This is a genomic window from uncultured Corynebacterium sp. (assembly GCF_946998835.1).
Lineage (GTDB): Bacteria > Actinomycetota > Actinomycetes > Mycobacteriales > Mycobacteriaceae > Corynebacterium.
In genome coordinates this window covers 104,459-122,075 of record NZ_CAMQAZ010000004.1, presented here as the reverse complement: position 1 = coordinate 122,075, position 17,617 = coordinate 104,459, and the positions used below count along the sequence as shown (strand labels likewise).

The window sequence follows — 17,617 nt, the reverse complement described above, 5'->3', positions numbered from 1 at the left end:
AAGCAGTACAAGGTTGCCGAAGGTGACCTCGTCAAGGTCGAGAAGATCGAGGGTGAGCCGGGTTCGTCCGTGGCTCTCACCCCGGTTCTGCTCGTCGATGGCGCAGATGTCATTGCGGATGCCGACAAGCTTGCCAACGTTACCGTTAACGCTGAGATCGTCGAGGCCACCAAGGGCCCGAAGATCCGCGGCATGCACTACAAGAACAAGACTGGCTACAAGCGCCGCTACGGCCACCGTCAGCCGCTCACTGTTCTGAAGATCACCGGCGTCTCCAAGTAAACCGCCGACATTCCAATTAGCTTTTCCCTAGGAGAAAATCATGGCTACTAAGAAGGGTGCATCCAGCACCAGCAACGGCCGCGACTCCGAAGCTAAGCGCCTCGGCGTGAAGCGCTTCGGCGGCCAGCAGGTTAAGGCAGGCGAGATTCTCGTTCGTCAGCGCGGTACCTCGTTCCACCCGGGTGAGAACGTTGGCCGTGGCGGCGACGACACTCTCTTCGCTCTGAAGGCAGGCGCAGTCGAGTTCGGCACCCGCCGCAACCGTCGCGTTGTCAACATCGTTGAGAACAACTCCTAAGAACAACCTTCGGTTGTCCGCATAGGATTACTGCAACGTTGAATGTGAGGCAGGATTAACTGCCGTGCAGAAGAGCCGATTCCTTTCCCACTGCGAAAGGCAATCGGCTCTTTTGTTGTCTCTGTACTGTTTCGCAACCTTTGCTTGCGAGGCAGCGTTTTGTCACCGCCTAGACTTCTGCCTGTCGGCTCGCTTAAATTAGGGCATTACTCCAGGCACTAGATGATGGCTCCCCGCTCGGAAGTGTGTGTGATTTTATGTTTCGTTTCGTAGATCGTGTCGTACTGCATTTGCAGGCCGGCGACGGTGGTCACGGCTGTAATTCGGTGCTGCGTGAAAAGTTCAAGCCACTTGGTGGCCCCGATGGCGGCAACGGCGGCCACGGTGGCGACATTGTGCTGGTCGTAGACCCGCAGATTCACACTTTGATGGACTTTCACTTCCACCCCCACATCAAGGCTTCCAACGGCAAGCCCGGCGCGGGTGATCACCGCAATGGCGCCCGTGGTGAAGACCTGGTTCTCGGCGTGCCGGAGGGCACGGTTGTCATGACCGAGGATGGGGAAGTGCTGGCGGACATGACTGGCAAGGGAGCCCGCTTCATCGCAGCTGAGGGCGGTTACGGTGGTCTGGGTAACGCCGCGCTGGCGAACAAGAACCGCCGTGCGCCGGGCTTTGCTCTCCTCGGTGAGCCGGGTGAGGCCAAGGACCTTGTCCTGGAACTCAAGTCCATGGCCGATGTTGGTTTGGTGGGCTTCCCGTCGGCCGGTAAGTCGTCGTTGGTGAGCACTCTGAGTGCAGCGAAGCCGAAGATTGGTGACTACCCGTTTACCACGCTGCAGCCGAACCTGGGTGTGGTTAACGTTGGTTACGAGTCTTTCACCATTGCCGACGTTCCGGGACTCATTCCTGGGGCTTCTGAAGGTCGTGGCCTCGGCCTGGACTTCCTGCGTCACATTGAGCGCTGTGCCGTGCTGGCGCATGTGGTGGACGCTGCAGCGCTAGAGGGCGACCGTGATCCGGTCTCGGACATCAAGGCGCTGGAGACAGAACTCGCAAACTACCAGTCAGTGTTGAAGGCTGACGTGGGGCTGGGAGACCTCGCTGACCGTCCGCGCGTCATCGTGCTGAACAAGATCGACCTGCCTGATGCTCGAGAAATGATTGATATGCAGCGCGAGGAGCTGGAGAAGTTCGGTTGGCCAATCTATGAGATTTCCACGGTGACCCACGAGGGGCTCAAGGAACTGACTTACGGCCTGAAGGACCAGATTGCCGCTTACCGCAAGGCACACCCGTTGCCGACAGAGCAGGAGCCTCGCGCAGTCATCCGTCCAGAGGGTGTGCGCGGTAAGAAGCGCGAAGGCGCGGACTTTACCATCGAGCGCGATCCGAACACTCCGAATGGGTTCATCGTCCGTGGCCGAAAGCCGGAGCGCTGGATTAACCAGACGGATTTCGAAAACGACGAGGCAGTGGGCTACCTGGCGGACCGCTTGGCCAAGCTGGGTGTCGAGGATGCGCTGGCGAAGGCCGGGGCAACGGTTGGCTGCCCGGTGACGATTTCTTATCTCACCTTCGAGTGGTACCCACAGCAGGTCGCGGGCACCGATGACTTCGTGCCGAGTGGCCGTGGTACCGACGATCGTCTCTACGTCAACGAGCGCACTAGCGCCGAGCAGCGTAAGCGCGCATCGCAGGCCCGCCGTGGTCTTATCGACGAGTACGATTTCGGCGATGGTGAAGAGGCTATTCGCGACCGGTACTCGTAGTCGCGGGCGACAGCGTCGTCGGCAAGCGAATGCGCTGAACTTGCATTTTGCCATTGATTGCTTAAACAATTATATGGTCAGAATTAAATAGGACCGTCATGTTTTCCATTAGTGAAATGAGTGAGTCAGTTATCCCTTCCGACGACACCATTGCCCGTGATGTTGATGCCACGGTGGCAGCCGTATCAGATGCCCCGGTAGCGACCGCGGCGAAGCCTGAATCGCACGCGCCAATCTCCCGTGAGGAGGTCGAGGAGCTGCTTCACGACAATCCCGAGGCCACTGTCGCTGAGATTGAAAAGGCGACCGAGAACTTATCTCCGGGCACCAAGGGTGGTTTCGATTCCGAGACTCGTGCAGCGATTCGGACTGCCAAGCGGGTCGTTGTGAAGATTGGTTCTTCCTCTCTGACCGGACGTGATGGTCGTACGGATCCCGAGCGCATTGACTTTATTGCTGATGCCCTGGAAAAGCGTATGGGTATCAGCGATGTCATCGTCGTGTCCTCCGGCGCAGTGGCATCCGGAATGGGGCCGCTGGGACTTTCCTCGCGTCCGACTGACTTAGCTACAAAGCAGGCGGCTGCGGCTGTCGGCCAGGTGCGGTTGGCACAGGAGTGGGGACGCTCCTTCCTGCGCTATGGTCGCACTTCGGCGCAGGTGCTGTTGACCTCGGATGATGCGGGTGTTCGCTCCCGGGCTCGCAACGCGCAGCGCACAATCGACCGTCTGCGCCAGCTGGGCGCGGTGCCGATTGTCAACGAAAATGACACTGTTGCTACCTCGGAGTTCCGCTTCGGTGACAATGACCGTCTCGCAGCACTGGTCAGTCACCTGGCATACTGCGATGCACTGATTCTGCTTTCCGACGTCGATGGCCTCTACGACCGCAACCCGGCTGATCCAGGTGCGACCTTTGTGCCTGAGGTTCGCAGCGGTAACGACCTGCGTGGTGTTATTGCCGGTGACGGTGGCGCACTGGGAACAGGCGGTATGGCATCGAAGGTTTCGGCGGCCCGCCTGGCGTCCCGTGCTGGTGTGCCGGTGCTACTGACATCGACATCTAACATCGAGCGGGCACTGGATCAGGCCGATGTGGGAACCGCCTTCGCCGCGAAGGAAAACCGCCTGAGTGCCTGGAAGTTCTGGATGCTCTACGCCGCGGACAGCTCGGGCCTGTTGCGACTGGATGCCGGTGCTGTGGATGCCGTGACCCGGATGCGTAAGTCGCTGCTCCCGGTCGGTATTACCTCGGTAGATGGCGAGTTCTCCGCCGGGGACATTGTGGATCTTATTGGTCCTGGCGGTGAGGTCATCGGCCGAGGCGAGGTCAACTACGACTCTGAGGAACTGCTGGGCATGATTGGCTACCACACCGAGGAGTTGCCGAATGACATGCAGAAGCCTGTCGTTCACGCCGACTACCTGTCGGATTTTGCCTCGCGTGCTTAAGACCCGTGCTTAAGGTGTGTGCTTAAGGTGTGTGCGAACCGAGCTCACACCTAACCTGCTCGCGCTGAATGTGCTTTAGCGCGGCGCTGTCGGGCATAATTCTTAGTGTGTTATCAAAAATTATCGGTGTCATCGGCGAGTTACTGCTGACGGCTGGAGTGCTAGTGGCGCTCTTTGCGTTTTACCTGCTCTACTGGTCGGGTCTTGAGACCGGTAAAGCTCAGGACCAAGCTCGCGATGAATTGCAAAAAGTATGGTCCGCGCCAGCATCGCAACGCGCCTCCGAGTCAGACGGTGAGGCGCACTGGATTCCGGGCTCTGCGGTGGCAATGATTTCCGCTCCCAAGGCGGGCTTCAACAACCTGATCGTCTTCGAAGGCGTTTCCCAGGAAGTTTTACGTGGCGGTCCTGGCCACTATCCGGGGACGGCTCTGCCAGGGCAGGTGGGTAATAGCTCATATGCTGCTCACCGTGATGGTCACGGTGCCCCCTTCGATAACATTGACCGTCTCCAGACGTGTGATGACATCACTGTCGAGACGCAGGATTCCATTTATCATTACAAGGTCTTACCGCATGACGGCATGGCTGGAGCAGGGGAGCGTTTCGATTGTGTGCCGGAAGGGACCAACGTGCCCGAGGTTCCCGGCCAGCAGATTGTTACACCGGACCGCGGTGATGTTATTGAACCGGTAGGAGACACCACTCTACTTACGCTGACCACTTGCCACCCGCAGTGGGACAACACTCACCGTTTGATTGTTCACGCGGTTCTGGCTGGTGTTGAGGCTAAGGAGGTCAATTAGATGTATGCAGCATATTGGCGAGCTTTGCCGGGCCCGTGGTGGGTGAAACTGATTATCACCATGGTGATTGCGGTCATTATCTTCCTGCTGTTGATGAATTACATCTTTCCCTGGGTTGCTGAGCTAATTCCCTCAAATGATGTCTCGCTCTAGTTATGCTGGTAGGCATGACTTCCCAAACGAACGAAACTGCTCTTAGCCCGGAGCGCGCCGCTGAGCGCGCTGAGGTTTTAGAAAAGGCACAGCGTGCCAAGGCTGTCGCGGGAGAGCTCTCGCGCTTTACGTCGGCACGCAAGAATGAGCTCCTGCTGGCCGCGGCAGACGCGCTGGTTGCCCGTACCGATGAGATCTTGGCGGCTAACGCCAAGGACATCGAGGCCGGTAAGGCCCGTGGTTTTAGTGATGCCCTGCTGGATCGCCTGCGTCTCGATGCTGACCGTGTTGAGGGCATTGCCGGTGGTCTTCGCCAGGTCGCGGCGCTGCCGGATCCGGTGGGTGAGGTGCTGCGTGGTAGCACTCTTCCCAACGGCATCAAGCTTTCCCAGGTCCGTGTGCCGCTGGGCGTGATGGGGATGGTCTATGAGGCTCGCCCGAACGTTACGATCGATGCCTTTGGTCTGGCGCTGAAGTCGGGCAACGTGGCTCTGCTGCGCGGCTCTAAGTCGGCTGTTCATTCCAACACGCAGCTGGTCGCCGTTTTGCGCGAGGTACTGGCCAACCACGATGCACCGAAGGACCTCGTCCAGTTGCTGCCGTGTGAGACTCACGATTCTGTGCAGGACCTCATCACCGCTCGTGGCCTGGTCGATGTGGTGATTCCGCGCGGTGGTGCCGGTCTGATTGAGGCCGTTGTTACGAAGGCGACGGTGCCGGCCATTGAGACCGGTACTGGCAACTGCCACATCTACATCGATGCTTCCGCCGACATCGACGAGGCAATCGCGCTGATGATTAACGGTAAGACCCGCCGTCCGAGTGTCTGCAACGCCACCGAAACCGTCCTTATTGACGCGGCGCTGCCGGCGCAGGACCAGGTCCGCATTTTGGATGCGCTTGCCGACGCGGGCGTTGCGGTCCACGGCGATGTCGATAACCTGGCAGCCTCCGGGTGGACTGGCGAGGTCATCCCGGCGACGGCGGAAGACTGGTCGGATGAGTACCTTTCGATGGACATTGCCGCGCGCATCGTCGACGGTGTGGTGGCTGCAACCGACCACATCAGCGAGTACTCCTCGGGTCATACGGAGGCTATCTCCGCACGTGACTGGGGGGTGTGCCAGGAGTTCGTCGACCGTGTTGATGCCGCAGCTGTCAGCGTTAATGCCTCGACCGCATTTACCGATGGTGAGCAGTACGGTTTCGGTGCAGAGATTGGCATTTCCACCCAGAAGCTGCACGCCCGTGGCCCGATGGGGCTGCCGGAGCTGACCAGCAGCAAGTGGGTTCTGGCCGGTCGCGGACAGACTCGTCCGTAGTGCCCAGGTAAAGTGCCAGACATGGTGAAGCGCAAGAAAAGTGTGCGGTCGCGGGTACACGCCGCGTTGACAGCAAAGTCGGCGGAAGCGCCCCGGCAGCGCATTGGCGTGATGGGTGGCACTTTCGATCCCATCCACAATGGGCACTTGGTTGCCGCCAGTGAGGTCGCGGACCGTTTTGACCTGGACTTCGTGCTTTTCGTGCCCACGGGTGAGCCGTGGCAAAAGCGCGGCCGGAAGGTCTCTCACAGCGAAGACCGCTACCTGATGACTGTCATTGCCACCGCGTCGAATCCACAGTTTTCGGTCTCGCGGGTGGATATTGACCGACCGGGTGCGACTTATACCGTCGATACGCTGCGGGATTTGAAGGTCATCTACCCCAACGCGGATTTATTCTTCATTACCGGCGCCGATGCGCTGCAGAAGATAATGACGTGGCGGGACTGGGAGGAAATGTTCGACGCAGCAACGTTCGTCGGTGTCACGCGCCCTGGGGTGCATTTGCGGGCGGAGGACCTGGAGGGGATCGATGCCTCGCGGTTGCACCTCATCGAGATTCCCGCGATGGCTATTTCCTCCACCGACTGTCGAAAGCGTGCGGCTGCGGGGCGCCCTGTTTGGTATTTGGTGCCGGATGGGGTGGTGCAGTACATCGCTAAGCGTGGCCTGTACCAGTCTGCTGAGGGGACGGTCGGTTCGGTCGGACCGGCATCGGTGAACTCATCCTCCGCGGATGCGGTGTCGGGCGCAGCGGTGTCAGACGATGCGAAGGCCGAAACTGCCGGTTGAAAGTTAGCAAAATCCCGCTGAGGCGGTAAGTTACAAGTACAAACGCTGTTTTTCACTTAATCACAAGGAGCTGAAGTCTTTCGTGACTGCACAAGCACGCGCCATCGAGCTGGCGACCGCCGCGGCAAAGGCCGCCGATAGCAAGAAGGGTGAGGACGTCGTTGTTCTCGATGTCTCTGGCCCGGTGGTGATTACGGACGCATTCGTCCTGGTCAGTGCTGACAATGAGCGTCTGGTTGCCGCAATCGTCGATGAAATTGAGGACGATCTGCGTGACCTTGGCGCAAAGCCGGTGCGCCGCGAAGGTGTCCGCGAGGGACGTTGGGCGCTGCTGGACTACGGCGACATTGTCGTGCATGTTTTCCGCAGCGAAGAGCGTGACTTCTACGGTCTTGATCGACTGTGGCGCGATTGCCCGCGCATCGAGGTCGAGGGCATCGAGCAGCCGAGCAATGAGGACGGCGAAGATTCCGCCCGCAGGGCTCGCTCCATCGACGAGATTCCGCTGGCTGCCGACAACCCGGATACGGACGAGTTCTAATCGTGGCGGGCTCACGCGAGGCGCATGTTGCCGCTCGACGCCGCCTGATTATGCTGCGCCATGGGCAGACGTCGTACAACGCTACCGGCCGCATTCAGGGGCAGCTGGACACGCAGCTTTCCGACGTTGGCCGCGAGCAAGCCCGTACCGCGGCGCAGTACCTGGCGGTGGCGGAACCGAAGATTACAAAAATCGTGTCTTCTGATTTGTCCCGGGCAGCCGACACCGCCCGCGCGCTAGCGGAGACCACCGGTGCCGAGCTGAGCTTTGATAAGCGCCTGCGGGAGACCAACCTTGGCGAATGGCAGGAGCGCACCTACGACGAGATCGACTCCGCGTTCCCCGGCATGCGTGACCACTGGCGCCACAATCTCAACTGGGCACCCAAGGGCGGTGAGACCCGGTTTGAGGTTTCCAACCGCATGCTCGCAGTGATTGCTGAGCTAGCGGCCGACCCTGCTTGGGAAACGGACACTTTCGTGCTCGTATCCCACGGCGGTGCGATCGCTGCAGCTACCGCAGCTCTGCTGCAGATGCCGCGCGACTACTTCAGCACGTTCAACGGCCTGGGCAACACCGCATGGGTCGAAATGGAGCAGCGCACCCGCGTAAACGGTGAGACCTCCTGGTTCCTCAACGCGTTCAACGCGAAGGTTCGTGAACGGGAGCCGAAGATTTCTGACTCCGGTTCAGGAGGCCACCATGCCCGGTGACGGTCACGTCCGCATTGTTGTCGATGACACCGCGTGTCTGATGCCCGAGGTTGCCCGCAAGCTCGACATCACCGTGGTTCCCATCAGCCATGACATCAATGAAGATGCCGTCACAACCTCGGCGGTCAGTCCGCTGAAGCTATGTGCTGCATACGCGCGTGCGTTGGAACGTTCCAACAAGGACGGTTCCGACGCGGGCGTTGTTGCCCTGCATCTGAGCAAAGGCATGTCCGCCACCTGGTCCAACGCTGTCACTGCCGCAGGCGCCCTGGACCGCGTGACCATCATCGACACCGACACTGTTGGCGCGGGCGTCGGTGCCGCTGCCATTGCGGCCGCCAAGGCAGCGCGGGCTGGTGCCAGCCGTGATGAGGTTGCCGATGTCGCTCGCGATGTGCTGCAGCGCTATCGACTCTGGCTGTTTGTGCCGAAGCTCGACTCACTGCGCCGCGGCGGTCGCATCCCAGCTGGACAGGCGATGCTGTCTACGGCACTTGCCATCAAGCCCATCGTCGGCATTAAAGATGGCGCTCTGGCACTCGTCGCCAAGTGCCGCACAGAAGCCAAGGTCAAGCAGCGCATGGTGGATTTTGCCACCAAGATGGTGAAGTCCGCGTCTTCAGCGAACCGTCCGCCGGCAGTGCTCCTGCATCACGCCGACGCGCTTGACGACGTCCACGAGCTCCAGGCCATGCTTGCCGAAAAGCTACCCGACGATACCCGGTTTCGAATCCTAGATTTGCCGGAGTCGATTACTGCCCATGTCGGGCAGGGTGCCTATGCAATCGGCATGGTCTCTGGTGGCTCGATTGATTCGGAGGCCATGGACTTTGAAGCCGAGATGGGTGTGACAGCGCTAGTCCACAGCGTGGAGGAGAGCGATGCGGCCGGTGCCGGCGCTGAGGTTTCCAAGGGCGCCGGAGAAGATGGTTCTGGTGACTCAGCTGATTCCGGCACCCCTGACACCGATGAGCCAATCACCGACCAGGCGGCAGTGCAAGTAGTCGAGGATCCCACCGCTAGCCGTAACCGCAATAAGCGCATCCAACGCACGGTTGTGACCAATGAACAGGGAATTCCACTTTTCACCACGGCGGTTTCTAAGTTGCCAACGTGGAGTGAAAACCGGCAGGCAGCATTGGAAAAGGCTGAGCGTCTGGCGAAGGCTATCTCTGATTTGGCGCTGCGCGACAAGTCCGATCCCGAGGGGGCTGTATTTGGCGCTGAGGAGGAGAAGGCGCAGGGGCCGTCGTCAAGCGAAAAGCGCGATGATGACGGTGACGAGAAGAAGAGATAGCTTCTGACCTGTGTAGATGTTGTGGCCTGTGGATAACCTCCACAGGTCAATTTTTATCCACAGATGACGCTGTTATGGGCGCTTTCGCGGGGCCGCGGGGAGGGGCCCGGCGCTAGTGTGCGCATCGTGACGACTTTGCGGAATCGACTGGCGGACTATCTGGAACCGATCAATCAGGACAATCGGATGGCGGTGGACTTTTCCACGCGTCGGGCGGTGGTGACGCCGCGGGTTGCGATGGCTGCGTGCATCGTGATTGTGGTATTGGCGTTGGGGGCCATTGCTGCGGTGGTGTGGCCATCGTCGCCGCAGGTGGAGATGCCGCCGGTGCAGGACGCGGCATCGGTGGGGACGACGCCGGAGACGACTGAGACCGCGGCGGAGGTTCCTGGCGGTCCGGGGCAGGAGACCAGCGCGCAGACACAGACAGGGCCGCTGATTGTGTCGGTGGTGGGGCTGGTTGTACATCCCGGTGTGGTGGAGGTGCCAGCAGGTGCGCGGGTGGTGGAGGCAATCGATCGCGCGGGTGGGCTCTTGCCGGAAGCGAATCCAGCGAGCGTGAATCTGGCGGCACCGTTGGTGGATGGTCAACAGATTGTGGTCGGGACGGAGGCGCTGCCGGCAGAGGAGATTGCGGGTGGTGTTGGCGGTGCTGGCGGTGCTGGCGGCGCGCCCGGTACGCCCGGTGCAGGTAGTGCGGGCGGTGCGGGCGGTGCGGGCGGAAAGATTAACATCAACACCGCGACCGCAACCCAGCTGGAGGAACTACCAGGCATCGGCCCTGCGACAGCGACCAAGATTATTGACTTTCGAGAAAAGAACGGGCCTTTTGCCAGCATCGATGCACTAGAGGAGGTCCCGGGCATCGGCCCGGCCAAGGTAGAGGCGCTGCGTGATGCCGCCACCATCTGAGCTGCGCGTTCGCGCCGGGCTCGATGTGCGACTCGTGCCAGCCGCGGTGTTGGCGTGGGCGACTGCAGTGGCGGTCATTCTGCAACCAGAGTGGGCACTGGTTGTGGCACCGAGCGCAATCGTGGTCTCGGTGGCATTGCCGTGGGTGTGGAAGCGCTGGTCGTGGCGATGGGGCAGTAGTGCGGTGACGTCTGGTTGGCAAGCGATTGCCACCCTCCTGGTACCGGCCATAGCAGTGGCTAGCGTTGCGGCAACCACGCGAATCCGCATTGCTCAAGCCCGCGCCCACGAGCTCTATGACGACATTGGCGGAATTGCGAAAGTGCGGTTGCGCCTGGTCACTGAGCCGAAGGCAATTGAGTTCGGTGCCAGTGTGAAGGCTCGCATCGAAGGGCTTCCCGGCCAGGTTTCGGTTTTCGGTGACGAGTCACTGTTGGCTATCACGCGCGACTCAATCATTGAATCCACCGCTGGTGTACGCGCCGCGAACAAACCCTGCATTAGTGGAATCCAGTTGAAACTCCGCGGCGATGTGGAGGTCATCGTGCCACCGCAGGGGCTGGCAGCCGAGGTGCGCCAACAGCTCTTTGAGTCGTCGCAGCGTCTTCCGTCCGGTCCCGACCGCCTCATTCCCGCGATGGCCATCGGCGATGAGCGTGGTTTCACCCTCGCCGACGGCGACATGATGACCGCCTCCGGACTTTCACATTTATCGGCAGTCTCTGGGGCGAACGTCGCGCTTGTTGTCGGTGCGGTTGTAGCCGTGTTTTCGTGGGCCGGACCGCGGGTGCGGGTCGCAGTCGCCGCGCTTGCCCTGTATGGCTTTGTGGCAATCGTGGGCACAGAACCGTCAGTGCTTCGCGCGGTGGTCACCGGTTGCATTGGGCTATTGGCAATCATTGTGGGACGAGCAGGCCAGGCCATCGCGGCGCTGTCAGCTGGCATTATCGGGTTGATTCTTCTGGCGCCAGACTTGTCGGTATCGGTGGGTTTCGCCCTGTCTGTCGCAGCCACCGCCGGGCTCGTCCTGCTTGCCGAGCCCCTTGCCAGACGCCTTTCCGACACCACCGTCATGGGCACCTGGCCCGCGCCAATAGTCCGCGCCATTGCCGTAGCGATTGCCGCCCACGTAGTCACGATGCCCGTGTTGGCGCTCCTCATCGGCGAGATCAGCCATGTTTCGCTGCTCGCTAACCTCCTCGCCGCGCCAGCCGTCGCACCCGTTACTATCGCCGGTTCGCTAGCCGCTGTCGCTGCCGCACTGCATCTCAATTGGCTGATCAGCGCGCTGCTCTGGTGCGCCGCGCCATGCGCGTGGTGGATTCATCAGGTCGCACACCTCACCGCGAGTCTCGTCGCGCCCGCCACGGGCGCCACCACGTTGGTCATCTCCTGCGTACTCACGCTCGCATGCTTGACGACGCTCTGGGTCTGGCCCCGTGCGGCGCTCCGCGCAGGTTGTTCCGCAGTTGTCCTGGCTACCTGTAGTTACGCCATAATCTGGGTGTTCGGCCTGGACATTGCGCGTGCACCAAAGGGGTGGAGTGCTGCCGCCTGCGCTGAGAAGAACCACATTGTTCTCATTCACGCGGAGGCTGTCGGGAAACCCGGTGATGCCCCTGAGTCGTCTAACTACCCCATATCTGACGCCCACCCCGCACGATCTGACGCCTACCCCGCACGAGCTCCAGACAACCGCTCTGTACCGACGCCGCCCCCGCTCGCGCTCAGTCGGCAGTGCCGAATTGCGCTCGGCCTCACCGAGGAAAAGGCATGGCACGCCCAGGTGCTCGATGGCGCCGCCGATAATCCCACGACAGAAACCGTGGCGGTGGAGTCCCCGTCGTATGTCGCGGAAGCAATGAGTGGCCGCCCCGCCCAATCGCACAGTTCACCTCAGTGGTTTATCGCCCTCGAATGCGGTCCACGTGTCCGAGAAACCGTAATGACACCCGAGCATATTCCCGTGGTCTGCCCACAACGAGATGGCCCACAAGCCCTGTATTCGAATGGTGAAGTCTGGCGAGGAAGGTGAAATCCGGGCCGTCCCGTAGGCTAGAAACAACAGTGGCAGGAATCAACGCGGAAAAGAGGTTGGGGTTTGAGCGCCGTCGCACCCGTGAATTTGATTGTGGGCAAAGAAGAGCTGCTGAAAGACCGCGCCCGCCTCGCCATCGTCGCTGCCGTCCGCGCGCAGGCGGCTACCGAGTCTGATCCGGGCGGACGCTCGGTGCCTGTCACCACCATTCGGGCAGGGGACATGACCACTGTCGACGCAGTGGAACTTTTCAGTCCTTCGCTGTTTGGGGATGACCGGATTGTGGTTGTCACCGACTGCCAGGATGCCGGTAAAGAGCCTGCCAAGCTGTTGATGGATTCGGTTAAAGATCCCGCGCCGGGCATCACAATGATTCTCCTGCACACTGGTGAGGGACGCCAAAAGAAGATGGTCGCAGACCTGCGCAAGCTGGGTGTCCGCTTTTTTGAAGCTCAGCCGCTCAAGAGGAACGATTTGCCCGGTTTCGTTGGCGAAGAGTTCGCCTCCCACGGGGTTAAGGTGCGTCGCGACGTCATCGATACCGTCCTGGATGCGGTCGGTTCGGATCTCCGCGAGCTGGCCACTGCCATTTCCCAGCTCTGTGCGGATACTGCAGGCAAGGTCACCTCGGAAGCAGTGCGCACCTACTATGGTGCCTCGGCGGAGGTCTCGGGCTTTGAGATTGCCGAGCTCGCACTGCGCGGCCGGGGTGGGGAAGCGTTGGCCAAGATGCGCCGTGCTTTGCAGTTGGGAATGGCACCGGCACTGCTGTCGGCTGCCATCACCGGAATGGTCGGTGATGTTGCTCGGCTCCACGGCGCGCGAGGCGTGAATGCTCGCAGGGATGCCCACCGCTATGGCATGCCGCCGTGGAAACTGGAGAAAACACAGCGTTTGGCCTCGGCCTGGTCAACCCCGGCAGTAGCGCGCGCTGTGGTTGTTGCGGCACAGCTGGACGCGGACACCAAGGGAGCCTCGTCGACTCCCGAGCTGTCCCTGGAGCAGTCGGTGCTGCGAATCGCAGAGCTGGCGCATTCGTCCTATCGGCGTTAAGCAGTTCGTGTTCCGATGGGCTTCAGTTCTGTGACTTGCCCCGATACCTAGCCGCTTTTACGCTGCGTTGATTCTCCGCGATGCGCGTTTGAAGGACGATTATGCAAGCTCGAAGGACGAGGTAGCCGGGTTGGACAGCGTGTCCTGAACCGGGCAGTGGGATTCAACAAAGTCTAGGAATGTGACCAGTTCCTCCCTCGTGTTGTCTGCATCAATGTGGAAGCGGGTATGAATCTCGGAGAAACCGATCTTTGCCTCCGGGTTCTTCCCCATGAAACCGTCTGGATCGAGCACACCGGAGCACTCAACCTTGACGTCGTTGAGCTTGATGCCCTGGGCATCGGCGAATGAGCGGACGACGATGCACTTGCAGGCGCCTAGGGCTCCGAGCAGCGCCTCTACCGGGTTCATGCCCTTGTTGGTTCCCCCGAGGTCAGTCGGCTCGTCCAGGGTGAAGCTCATGTCGTGAGAGGTTACCGTGGTTTCGAGGTTGGTGGGGGCGTGCGCGACCGTTGTGAAAGTTGTCTTAGGCATGACGTTCCTTCCTATAGAAATTGTGCTGGCGTAGTCGATTCTGGTGGATTCTCAGATAATGCGCAGCATTTTTAGGGTTAATAGACAAAAGTGTGTCTGATTCAAGACATTCCCGCAGTTCAAGTTATGTAAATCGCGCTTGAATAGCGGGCTTGGTCCTGCTCAACGGGCTGCAAATGTGAAACTGTGTGAGTTTATAGCACTTTCATGCCATTTTTCATGCAATTTTTGCCATAACCGAGGTCACTAACTCGCATTGGCCCGCGGTCGCCAAACATAAACGCGGTCAGTAACTCGCGTTGGGGTTAAATAATAAAAACCGCCTCCCGCCACATCCGAAATGAAATCGGAAAATAGCAGGAAACGGTTAACTTTCACGGTGCAAGCGCGGCGTTAAAGCAGTGCTAGCACGACGCAAGCGCAGCGCTGAAATAGCCGCTGCAAAAGCACGGCGCACAGCGCCGAAAGGGGATTAGCCCTCCAGCTTGTTGAAAGCCTTAGCCATACCGGACTTCTTGTTAGCCGCAGTGTTGCGGTGGAAGACGCCCTTGGTGACAGCCTTGTCCAGCTTGCGGGAAGCAACGCGCAGCTGAGTCTCAGCAGCAGCCTTGTCGCCAGCCTCAACAGCAGCCTGGAACTTGCGGATCTCGGTGCGGACCTCAGAGCGGATAGCCTGGTTACGCAGGCGAGCCTTCTCGTTGGTCTTGTTGCGCTTGATCTGGGACTTGATGTTTGCCATCGTGAATACCTCTTGTATCCGTAGTAGTTGGAATTGTTACCGCCCGCCACCAAGAAAAGTCCTGATCACAGTGCAAATTGCGGTGTAATATCGCCGCCGGTCATTTCAATGAACCAGCGAGATGAAACCACGCACTGCGCTTGTACGACGACGAAAACGCGAACCCAAGGTCCTGCCCGCGCTCGCCGCAAAGGAACGCAACGGTAAACAACTTGCAGAATCTTAGCAAACAGCGCTGCCTAATTCCAGCCGTAGTCCCCGCGCAGTCGGGCAGCGATGAGCTCAAAGCGCCTGCGGGGCATCATTGCACCTGCACGGCGAATGCCAGATTCCGGAATAAGCAAGATGCGGTCCATACGAACCCACGATGGCTTGGGATCGTCATTCCAGAACCCGCTGCCGATAAACAGCCACTCCGGCTGCTCGCTGTGCTCACTGCGTGTGGAAATCAACATGCCCAAAAGGAACTGGTCATGGCGGCCAACCACAACCACAGCGCGCTCGCGCAAAGCGGCATTCTCACCTTCGAGCTGCAGCGGAATCCACACCACTTCGCCGGGGTCGGCTTGGCCATCCATGTCAGGGCTGTAGACAATTGTGCGGGCCAGTTCTGCGGTTGGGCGCGCGATGGTCACCGGGTCTCGCAGTCGAAGTAGGGCCTCCTTGGACTCGTCGGAAAGCGAGGTGTCCTGGGCGAGTCCTAGCTGCGTGTTGAGCTTAAACAGCGCCTCGTCGAGTGTGTCGGGGCCGCGGAACCACTCGGTACCGGCGAAAAGACGCGCGCTGATGCGATTGCGCAGGCGGCGCGGCCAGCTTTCGCGGTCATTTTGATCGGTGGGCGAAGTGGAGCTCATGGAATCTAAGTCTAGAGGTTTAGTGCGGAGGGAATCGATAGGTAAGATTGTGCGTGATTGTATTTAAGCCCGGCTGGTCGGTTTTCGAGGCCGGCGCATGTGGGTCGGTTCATACCGTGCCCCAATGCCCATAACGTCTTTATTTTTCGGAGTAGACCCAACGTGACCAAGAATTTTGCGGAGCAGACTTTTACGGACCCCTCACGGATTCGAAACTTCTGCATCATTGCGCACATTGACCACGGTAAGTCCACCCTGGCGGACCGAATTCTGCAGCTCTCGGGCGTTGTTGAAGCACGCGATATGCGCGATCAGTACCTCGACAATATGGATATTGAGCGCGAACGCGGCATCACCATTAAGGCCCAGAACGTGCGCCTGCCGTGGGTTCCGCGCACCGGCGAGCACGCTGGCGAAGAGATTGTCCTGCACTTGATTGATACGCCTGGTCACGTCGACTTCACCTACGAAGTCTCGCGTGCGCTAGAGGCGTGTGAAGGTGCGATTCTGCTTGTCGACGCCGCTCAGGGCATCGAAGCGCAGACCCTGGCCAACCTGTACCTGGCCATGGAAAACGACCTGGAAATCATCCCGGTTCTGAACAAGATTGACCTGCCGGCCGCGGATCCGGATAAGTACGCGGAGGAAATCGCGCACATCATCGGCTGTGAGCCGGAGGATGTCATGCGTGTTTCGGGTAAGACTGGTGAGGGCGTTGAGGAAATGCTCGACCGAGTCTGTGAGCTCGTCCCGGCGCCGGTCGGCGACCCGGAGGCACCTGCGCGTGCACTGATTTTTGACTCGGTCTACGACACCTACCGTGGTGTGGTCACGTACATCCGTGTTGTTGACGGTCAGCTTAAGCCGCGTGAGGTCATTCAGATGATGTCCACCGGTACCAAGCACGAGCTGTTGGAAATCGGCATTGTTTCGCCACAGCCGAAGAAGTGTAAGGGCCTTGGCGTCGGCGAGGTTGGTTACCTCATCACCGGTGTGAAGGACGTCCGCCAGTCCAAGGTCGGTGATACCGTCACGCTGAACGCCACACCGGCTGAGGAGCCGCTGGAAGGCTACGAAGAGCCCAAGCCGATGGTCTACTCCGGTCTGTTCCCGATCTCTCAGCAGGACTATCCCGACCTGCGTGATGCGTTGGAAAAGCTCCAGCTTAACGACGCTTCGTTGACATTCGAACCGGAGACCTCGGTGGCCCTCGGCTTTGGTTTCCGCGGTGGCTTCCTGGGCCTGCTGCACATGGAGATTACCCGCGCCCGCCTGGAGCGCGAGTTCGACCTGGATCTGATTTCGACGGCGCCAAACGTCGTCTACCGCGTTGTCACCGAGGACGGCTCTGAGGTCACTGTTCACAATCCGAGTGACTGGCCGGAGGGCAAGCTCCGCGAGATTTACGAGCCGATGGTCAAGTGCACCATCGTCGTGCCGAGTGAGTTCGTCGGCTCCACTATGGAACTGTGTCAGCAGAAACGCGGCGAGATGGGTGGCATGGACTACCTGTCGGAGGATCGCGTGGAGCTGCGCTACAAGATGCCACTGGGCGAGATTATCTTCGACTTCTTCGACATGCTGAAGTCCCGTACCAGGGGTTATGCCTCGCTGAACTACGAAGATGCCGGTGAGCAGATTGCAGACCTAGTCAAGGTGGATATCCTCCTGCAGGGCGAAGCAGTCGATGCGTTTTCCGCTATCGTCCACCGCGACAACGCGCAGTGGTACGGCAACAAGATGACCAAGAAGCTGCGCGAGCTGATTCCTCGCCAGCAGTTCGAGGTCCCGGTCCAGGCCGCAATCGGTTCGAAGATTATCGCCCGCGAGAACATCCGTGCGCTGCGCAAGGACGTCCTCGCTAAGTGTTACGGCGGTGATATCTCTCGTAAGCGCAAGCTGCTGGAGAAGCAGAAAGCCGGTAAGAAGCGCATGAAGAACATCGGTTCGGTCTCGGTGCCGCAGGAGGCATTCGTGGCTGCGTTGTCCACCGATGAGGGCGGTAAGTAGAGGGAGCGGCTCTGCCTTCTTCGTGGAGCCTCCCAACCGGGAGGCTTAAG

The 17,617-nt window shown here is 59.9% G+C and carries 18 protein-coding genes; 15 read left to right on the top strand and 3 right to left on the bottom strand.

Going from position 1 to position 17,617, the window contains the following annotated elements; translation table 11 throughout:
- From rplU to holA, 14 genes are all read left to right on the top strand, one after another.
- Positions 1-282: 50S ribosomal protein L21 (gene rplU, locus Q0U90_RS02495; protein WP_297451212.1), on the top strand; the 282-nt coding region annotated here is incomplete at its 5' end.
- A 40-nt stretch (positions 283-322) separates the two neighbouring features.
- Positions 323-580 carry a 50S ribosomal protein L27 gene (gene rpmA, locus Q0U90_RS02490; protein ID WP_048761258.1) on the top strand — a complete coding sequence of 86 codons (258 nt, stop codon included), beginning with the start codon at positions 323-325 and terminating at the stop codon, positions 578-580.
- Between the two features lie 257 nt (positions 581-837).
- Positions 838-2,352: a GTPase ObgE gene (gene obgE / locus Q0U90_RS02485; protein ID WP_297451207.1), complete on the top strand. Its 1,515-nt coding sequence runs from the start codon at positions 838-840 to the stop codon at positions 2,350-2,352.
- A gap of 98 nt (positions 2,353-2,450) precedes the next feature.
- Complete coding sequence (gene proB, locus Q0U90_RS02480) at positions 2,451-3,803, top strand: glutamate 5-kinase (protein ID WP_297451204.1); 1,353 nt, start codon at positions 2,451-2,453, stop codon at positions 3,801-3,803.
- A 107-nt stretch (positions 3,804-3,910) separates the two neighbouring features.
- Positions 3,911-4,609, top strand: coding sequence for a class E sortase (locus Q0U90_RS02475; RefSeq protein WP_297451201.1), 699 nt, complete (start codon positions 3,911-3,913; stop codon positions 4,607-4,609).
- Complete coding sequence (locus Q0U90_RS02470; RefSeq protein WP_297451199.1) at positions 4,610-4,762, top strand: hypothetical protein; 153 nt, start codon at positions 4,610-4,612, stop codon at positions 4,760-4,762.
- Positions 4,763-4,776: 14 nt separating this feature from the next.
- Positions 4,777-6,084: a glutamate-5-semialdehyde dehydrogenase gene (locus tag Q0U90_RS02465; RefSeq protein WP_297451195.1), complete on the top strand. Its 1,308-nt coding sequence runs from the start codon at positions 4,777-4,779 to the stop codon at positions 6,082-6,084.
- 21 nt (positions 6,085-6,105) lie between these two features.
- A complete protein-coding gene (nadD, locus tag Q0U90_RS02460; protein WP_297451192.1) occupies positions 6,106-6,876 on the top strand; it encodes a nicotinate-nucleotide adenylyltransferase in 771 nt (256 codons plus the stop codon).
- An 82-nt stretch (positions 6,877-6,958) separates the two neighbouring features.
- Complete coding sequence (rsfS, locus tag Q0U90_RS02455) at positions 6,959-7,417, top strand: ribosome silencing factor (RefSeq protein WP_297451189.1); 459 nt, start codon at positions 6,959-6,961, stop codon at positions 7,415-7,417.
- A gap of 2 nt (positions 7,418-7,419) precedes the next feature.
- Positions 7,420-8,130 carry a histidine phosphatase family protein gene (locus Q0U90_RS02450; RefSeq protein WP_297451186.1) on the top strand — a complete coding sequence of 237 codons (711 nt, stop codon included), beginning with the start codon at positions 7,420-7,422 and terminating at the stop codon, positions 8,128-8,130.
- Positions 8,075-9,427, top strand: a complete 1,353-nt coding sequence (locus tag Q0U90_RS02445; protein WP_297451183.1) for a DegV family protein — start codon at positions 8,075-8,077, stop codon at positions 9,425-9,427. Before Q0U90_RS02450 ends, Q0U90_RS02445 begins: the two co-directional genes overlap by 56 nt.
- A 126-nt stretch (positions 9,428-9,553) precedes the next feature.
- Positions 9,554-10,339 (top strand): ComEA family DNA-binding protein, encoded by a 786-nt coding sequence (locus Q0U90_RS02440; RefSeq protein ID WP_297451180.1) that lies wholly within the window; start codon positions 9,554-9,556, stop codon positions 10,337-10,339.
- Complete coding sequence (locus tag Q0U90_RS02435) at positions 10,323-12,374, top strand: ComEC/Rec2 family competence protein (protein WP_297451230.1); 2,052 nt, start codon at positions 10,323-10,325, stop codon at positions 12,372-12,374. The genes Q0U90_RS02440 and Q0U90_RS02435 overlap by 17 nt, the downstream gene beginning before the upstream one ends.
- A gap of 66 nt (positions 12,375-12,440) precedes the next feature.
- Entirely contained in the window at positions 12,441-13,430 is a 990-nt protein-coding gene (holA, locus tag Q0U90_RS02430) for a DNA polymerase III subunit delta (RefSeq protein WP_297451177.1), read from the top strand.
- Positions 13,431-13,529: 99 nt separating this feature from the next.
- Here the strand turns inward: holA and Q0U90_RS02425 are convergent, their stop codons facing one another.
- From Q0U90_RS02425 to Q0U90_RS02415, 3 genes are all read right to left on the bottom strand, one after another.
- Positions 13,530-13,964, bottom strand: coding sequence for an OsmC family protein (locus tag Q0U90_RS02425; RefSeq protein ID WP_297451173.1), 435 nt, complete (start codon positions 13,962-13,964; stop codon positions 13,530-13,532).
- A 472-nt stretch (positions 13,965-14,436) separates the two neighbouring features.
- The gene (gene rpsT / locus Q0U90_RS02420) at positions 14,437-14,703 is read right to left on the bottom strand and encodes a 30S ribosomal protein S20 (protein WP_297451170.1); all 267 of its coding nucleotides are present in this window, start codon (positions 14,701-14,703) and stop codon (positions 14,437-14,439) included.
- Between the two features lie 239 nt (positions 14,704-14,942).
- Positions 14,943-15,557 (bottom strand): type II toxin-antitoxin system PemK/MazF family toxin, encoded by a 615-nt coding sequence (locus Q0U90_RS02415; RefSeq protein ID WP_297451167.1) that lies wholly within the window; start codon positions 15,555-15,557, stop codon positions 14,943-14,945.
- Positions 15,558-15,719: 162 nt separating this feature from the next.
- Here Q0U90_RS02415 and lepA point away from each other — a divergent pair, with 162 nt between their 5' ends.
- Entirely contained in the window at positions 15,720-17,567 is a 1,848-nt protein-coding gene (lepA, locus tag Q0U90_RS02410) for a translation elongation factor 4 (RefSeq protein WP_297451164.1), read from the top strand.
- Positions 17,568-17,617: the final 50 nt, after the last annotated feature.

Excerpts from the sequence above, each read along its gene's own strand:
- obgE (WP_297451207.1), top strand. The coding sequence starts at position 838 with ATGTTTCGTTTCGTAGATCGTGTCGTACTGCATTTGCAGGCCGGCGAC.
- Q0U90_RS02470 (WP_297451199.1), top strand. The coding sequence starts at position 4,610 with ATGTATGCAGCATATTGGCGAGCTTTGCCGGGCCCGTGGTGGGTGAAA.
- proB (WP_297451204.1), top strand. The coding sequence starts at position 2,451 with ATGTTTTCCATTAGTGAAATGAGTGAGTCAGTTATCCCTTCCGACGAC.
- Q0U90_RS02435 (WP_297451230.1), top strand. The coding sequence starts at position 10,323 with ATGCCGCCACCATCTGAGCTGCGCGTTCGCGCCGGGCTCGATGTGCGA.
- Q0U90_RS02465 (WP_297451195.1), top strand. The coding sequence starts at position 4,777 with ATGACTTCCCAAACGAACGAAACTGCTCTTAGCCCGGAGCGCGCCGCT.
- nadD (WP_297451192.1), top strand. The coding sequence starts at position 6,106 with ATGGTGAAGCGCAAGAAAAGTGTGCGGTCGCGGGTACACGCCGCGTTG.
- Q0U90_RS02415 (WP_297451167.1), bottom strand. The coding sequence starts at position 15,557 with ATGAGCTCCACTTCGCCCACCGATCAAAATGACCGCGAAAGCTGGCCG.
- Q0U90_RS02425 (WP_297451173.1), bottom strand. The coding sequence starts at position 13,964 with ATGCCTAAGACAACTTTCACAACGGTCGCGCACGCCCCCACCAACCTC.
- rpmA (WP_048761258.1), top strand. The coding sequence starts at position 323 with ATGGCTACTAAGAAGGGTGCATCCAGCACCAGCAACGGCCGCGACTCC.
- rpsT (WP_297451170.1), bottom strand. The coding sequence starts at position 14,703 with ATGGCAAACATCAAGTCCCAGATCAAGCGCAACAAGACCAACGAGAAG.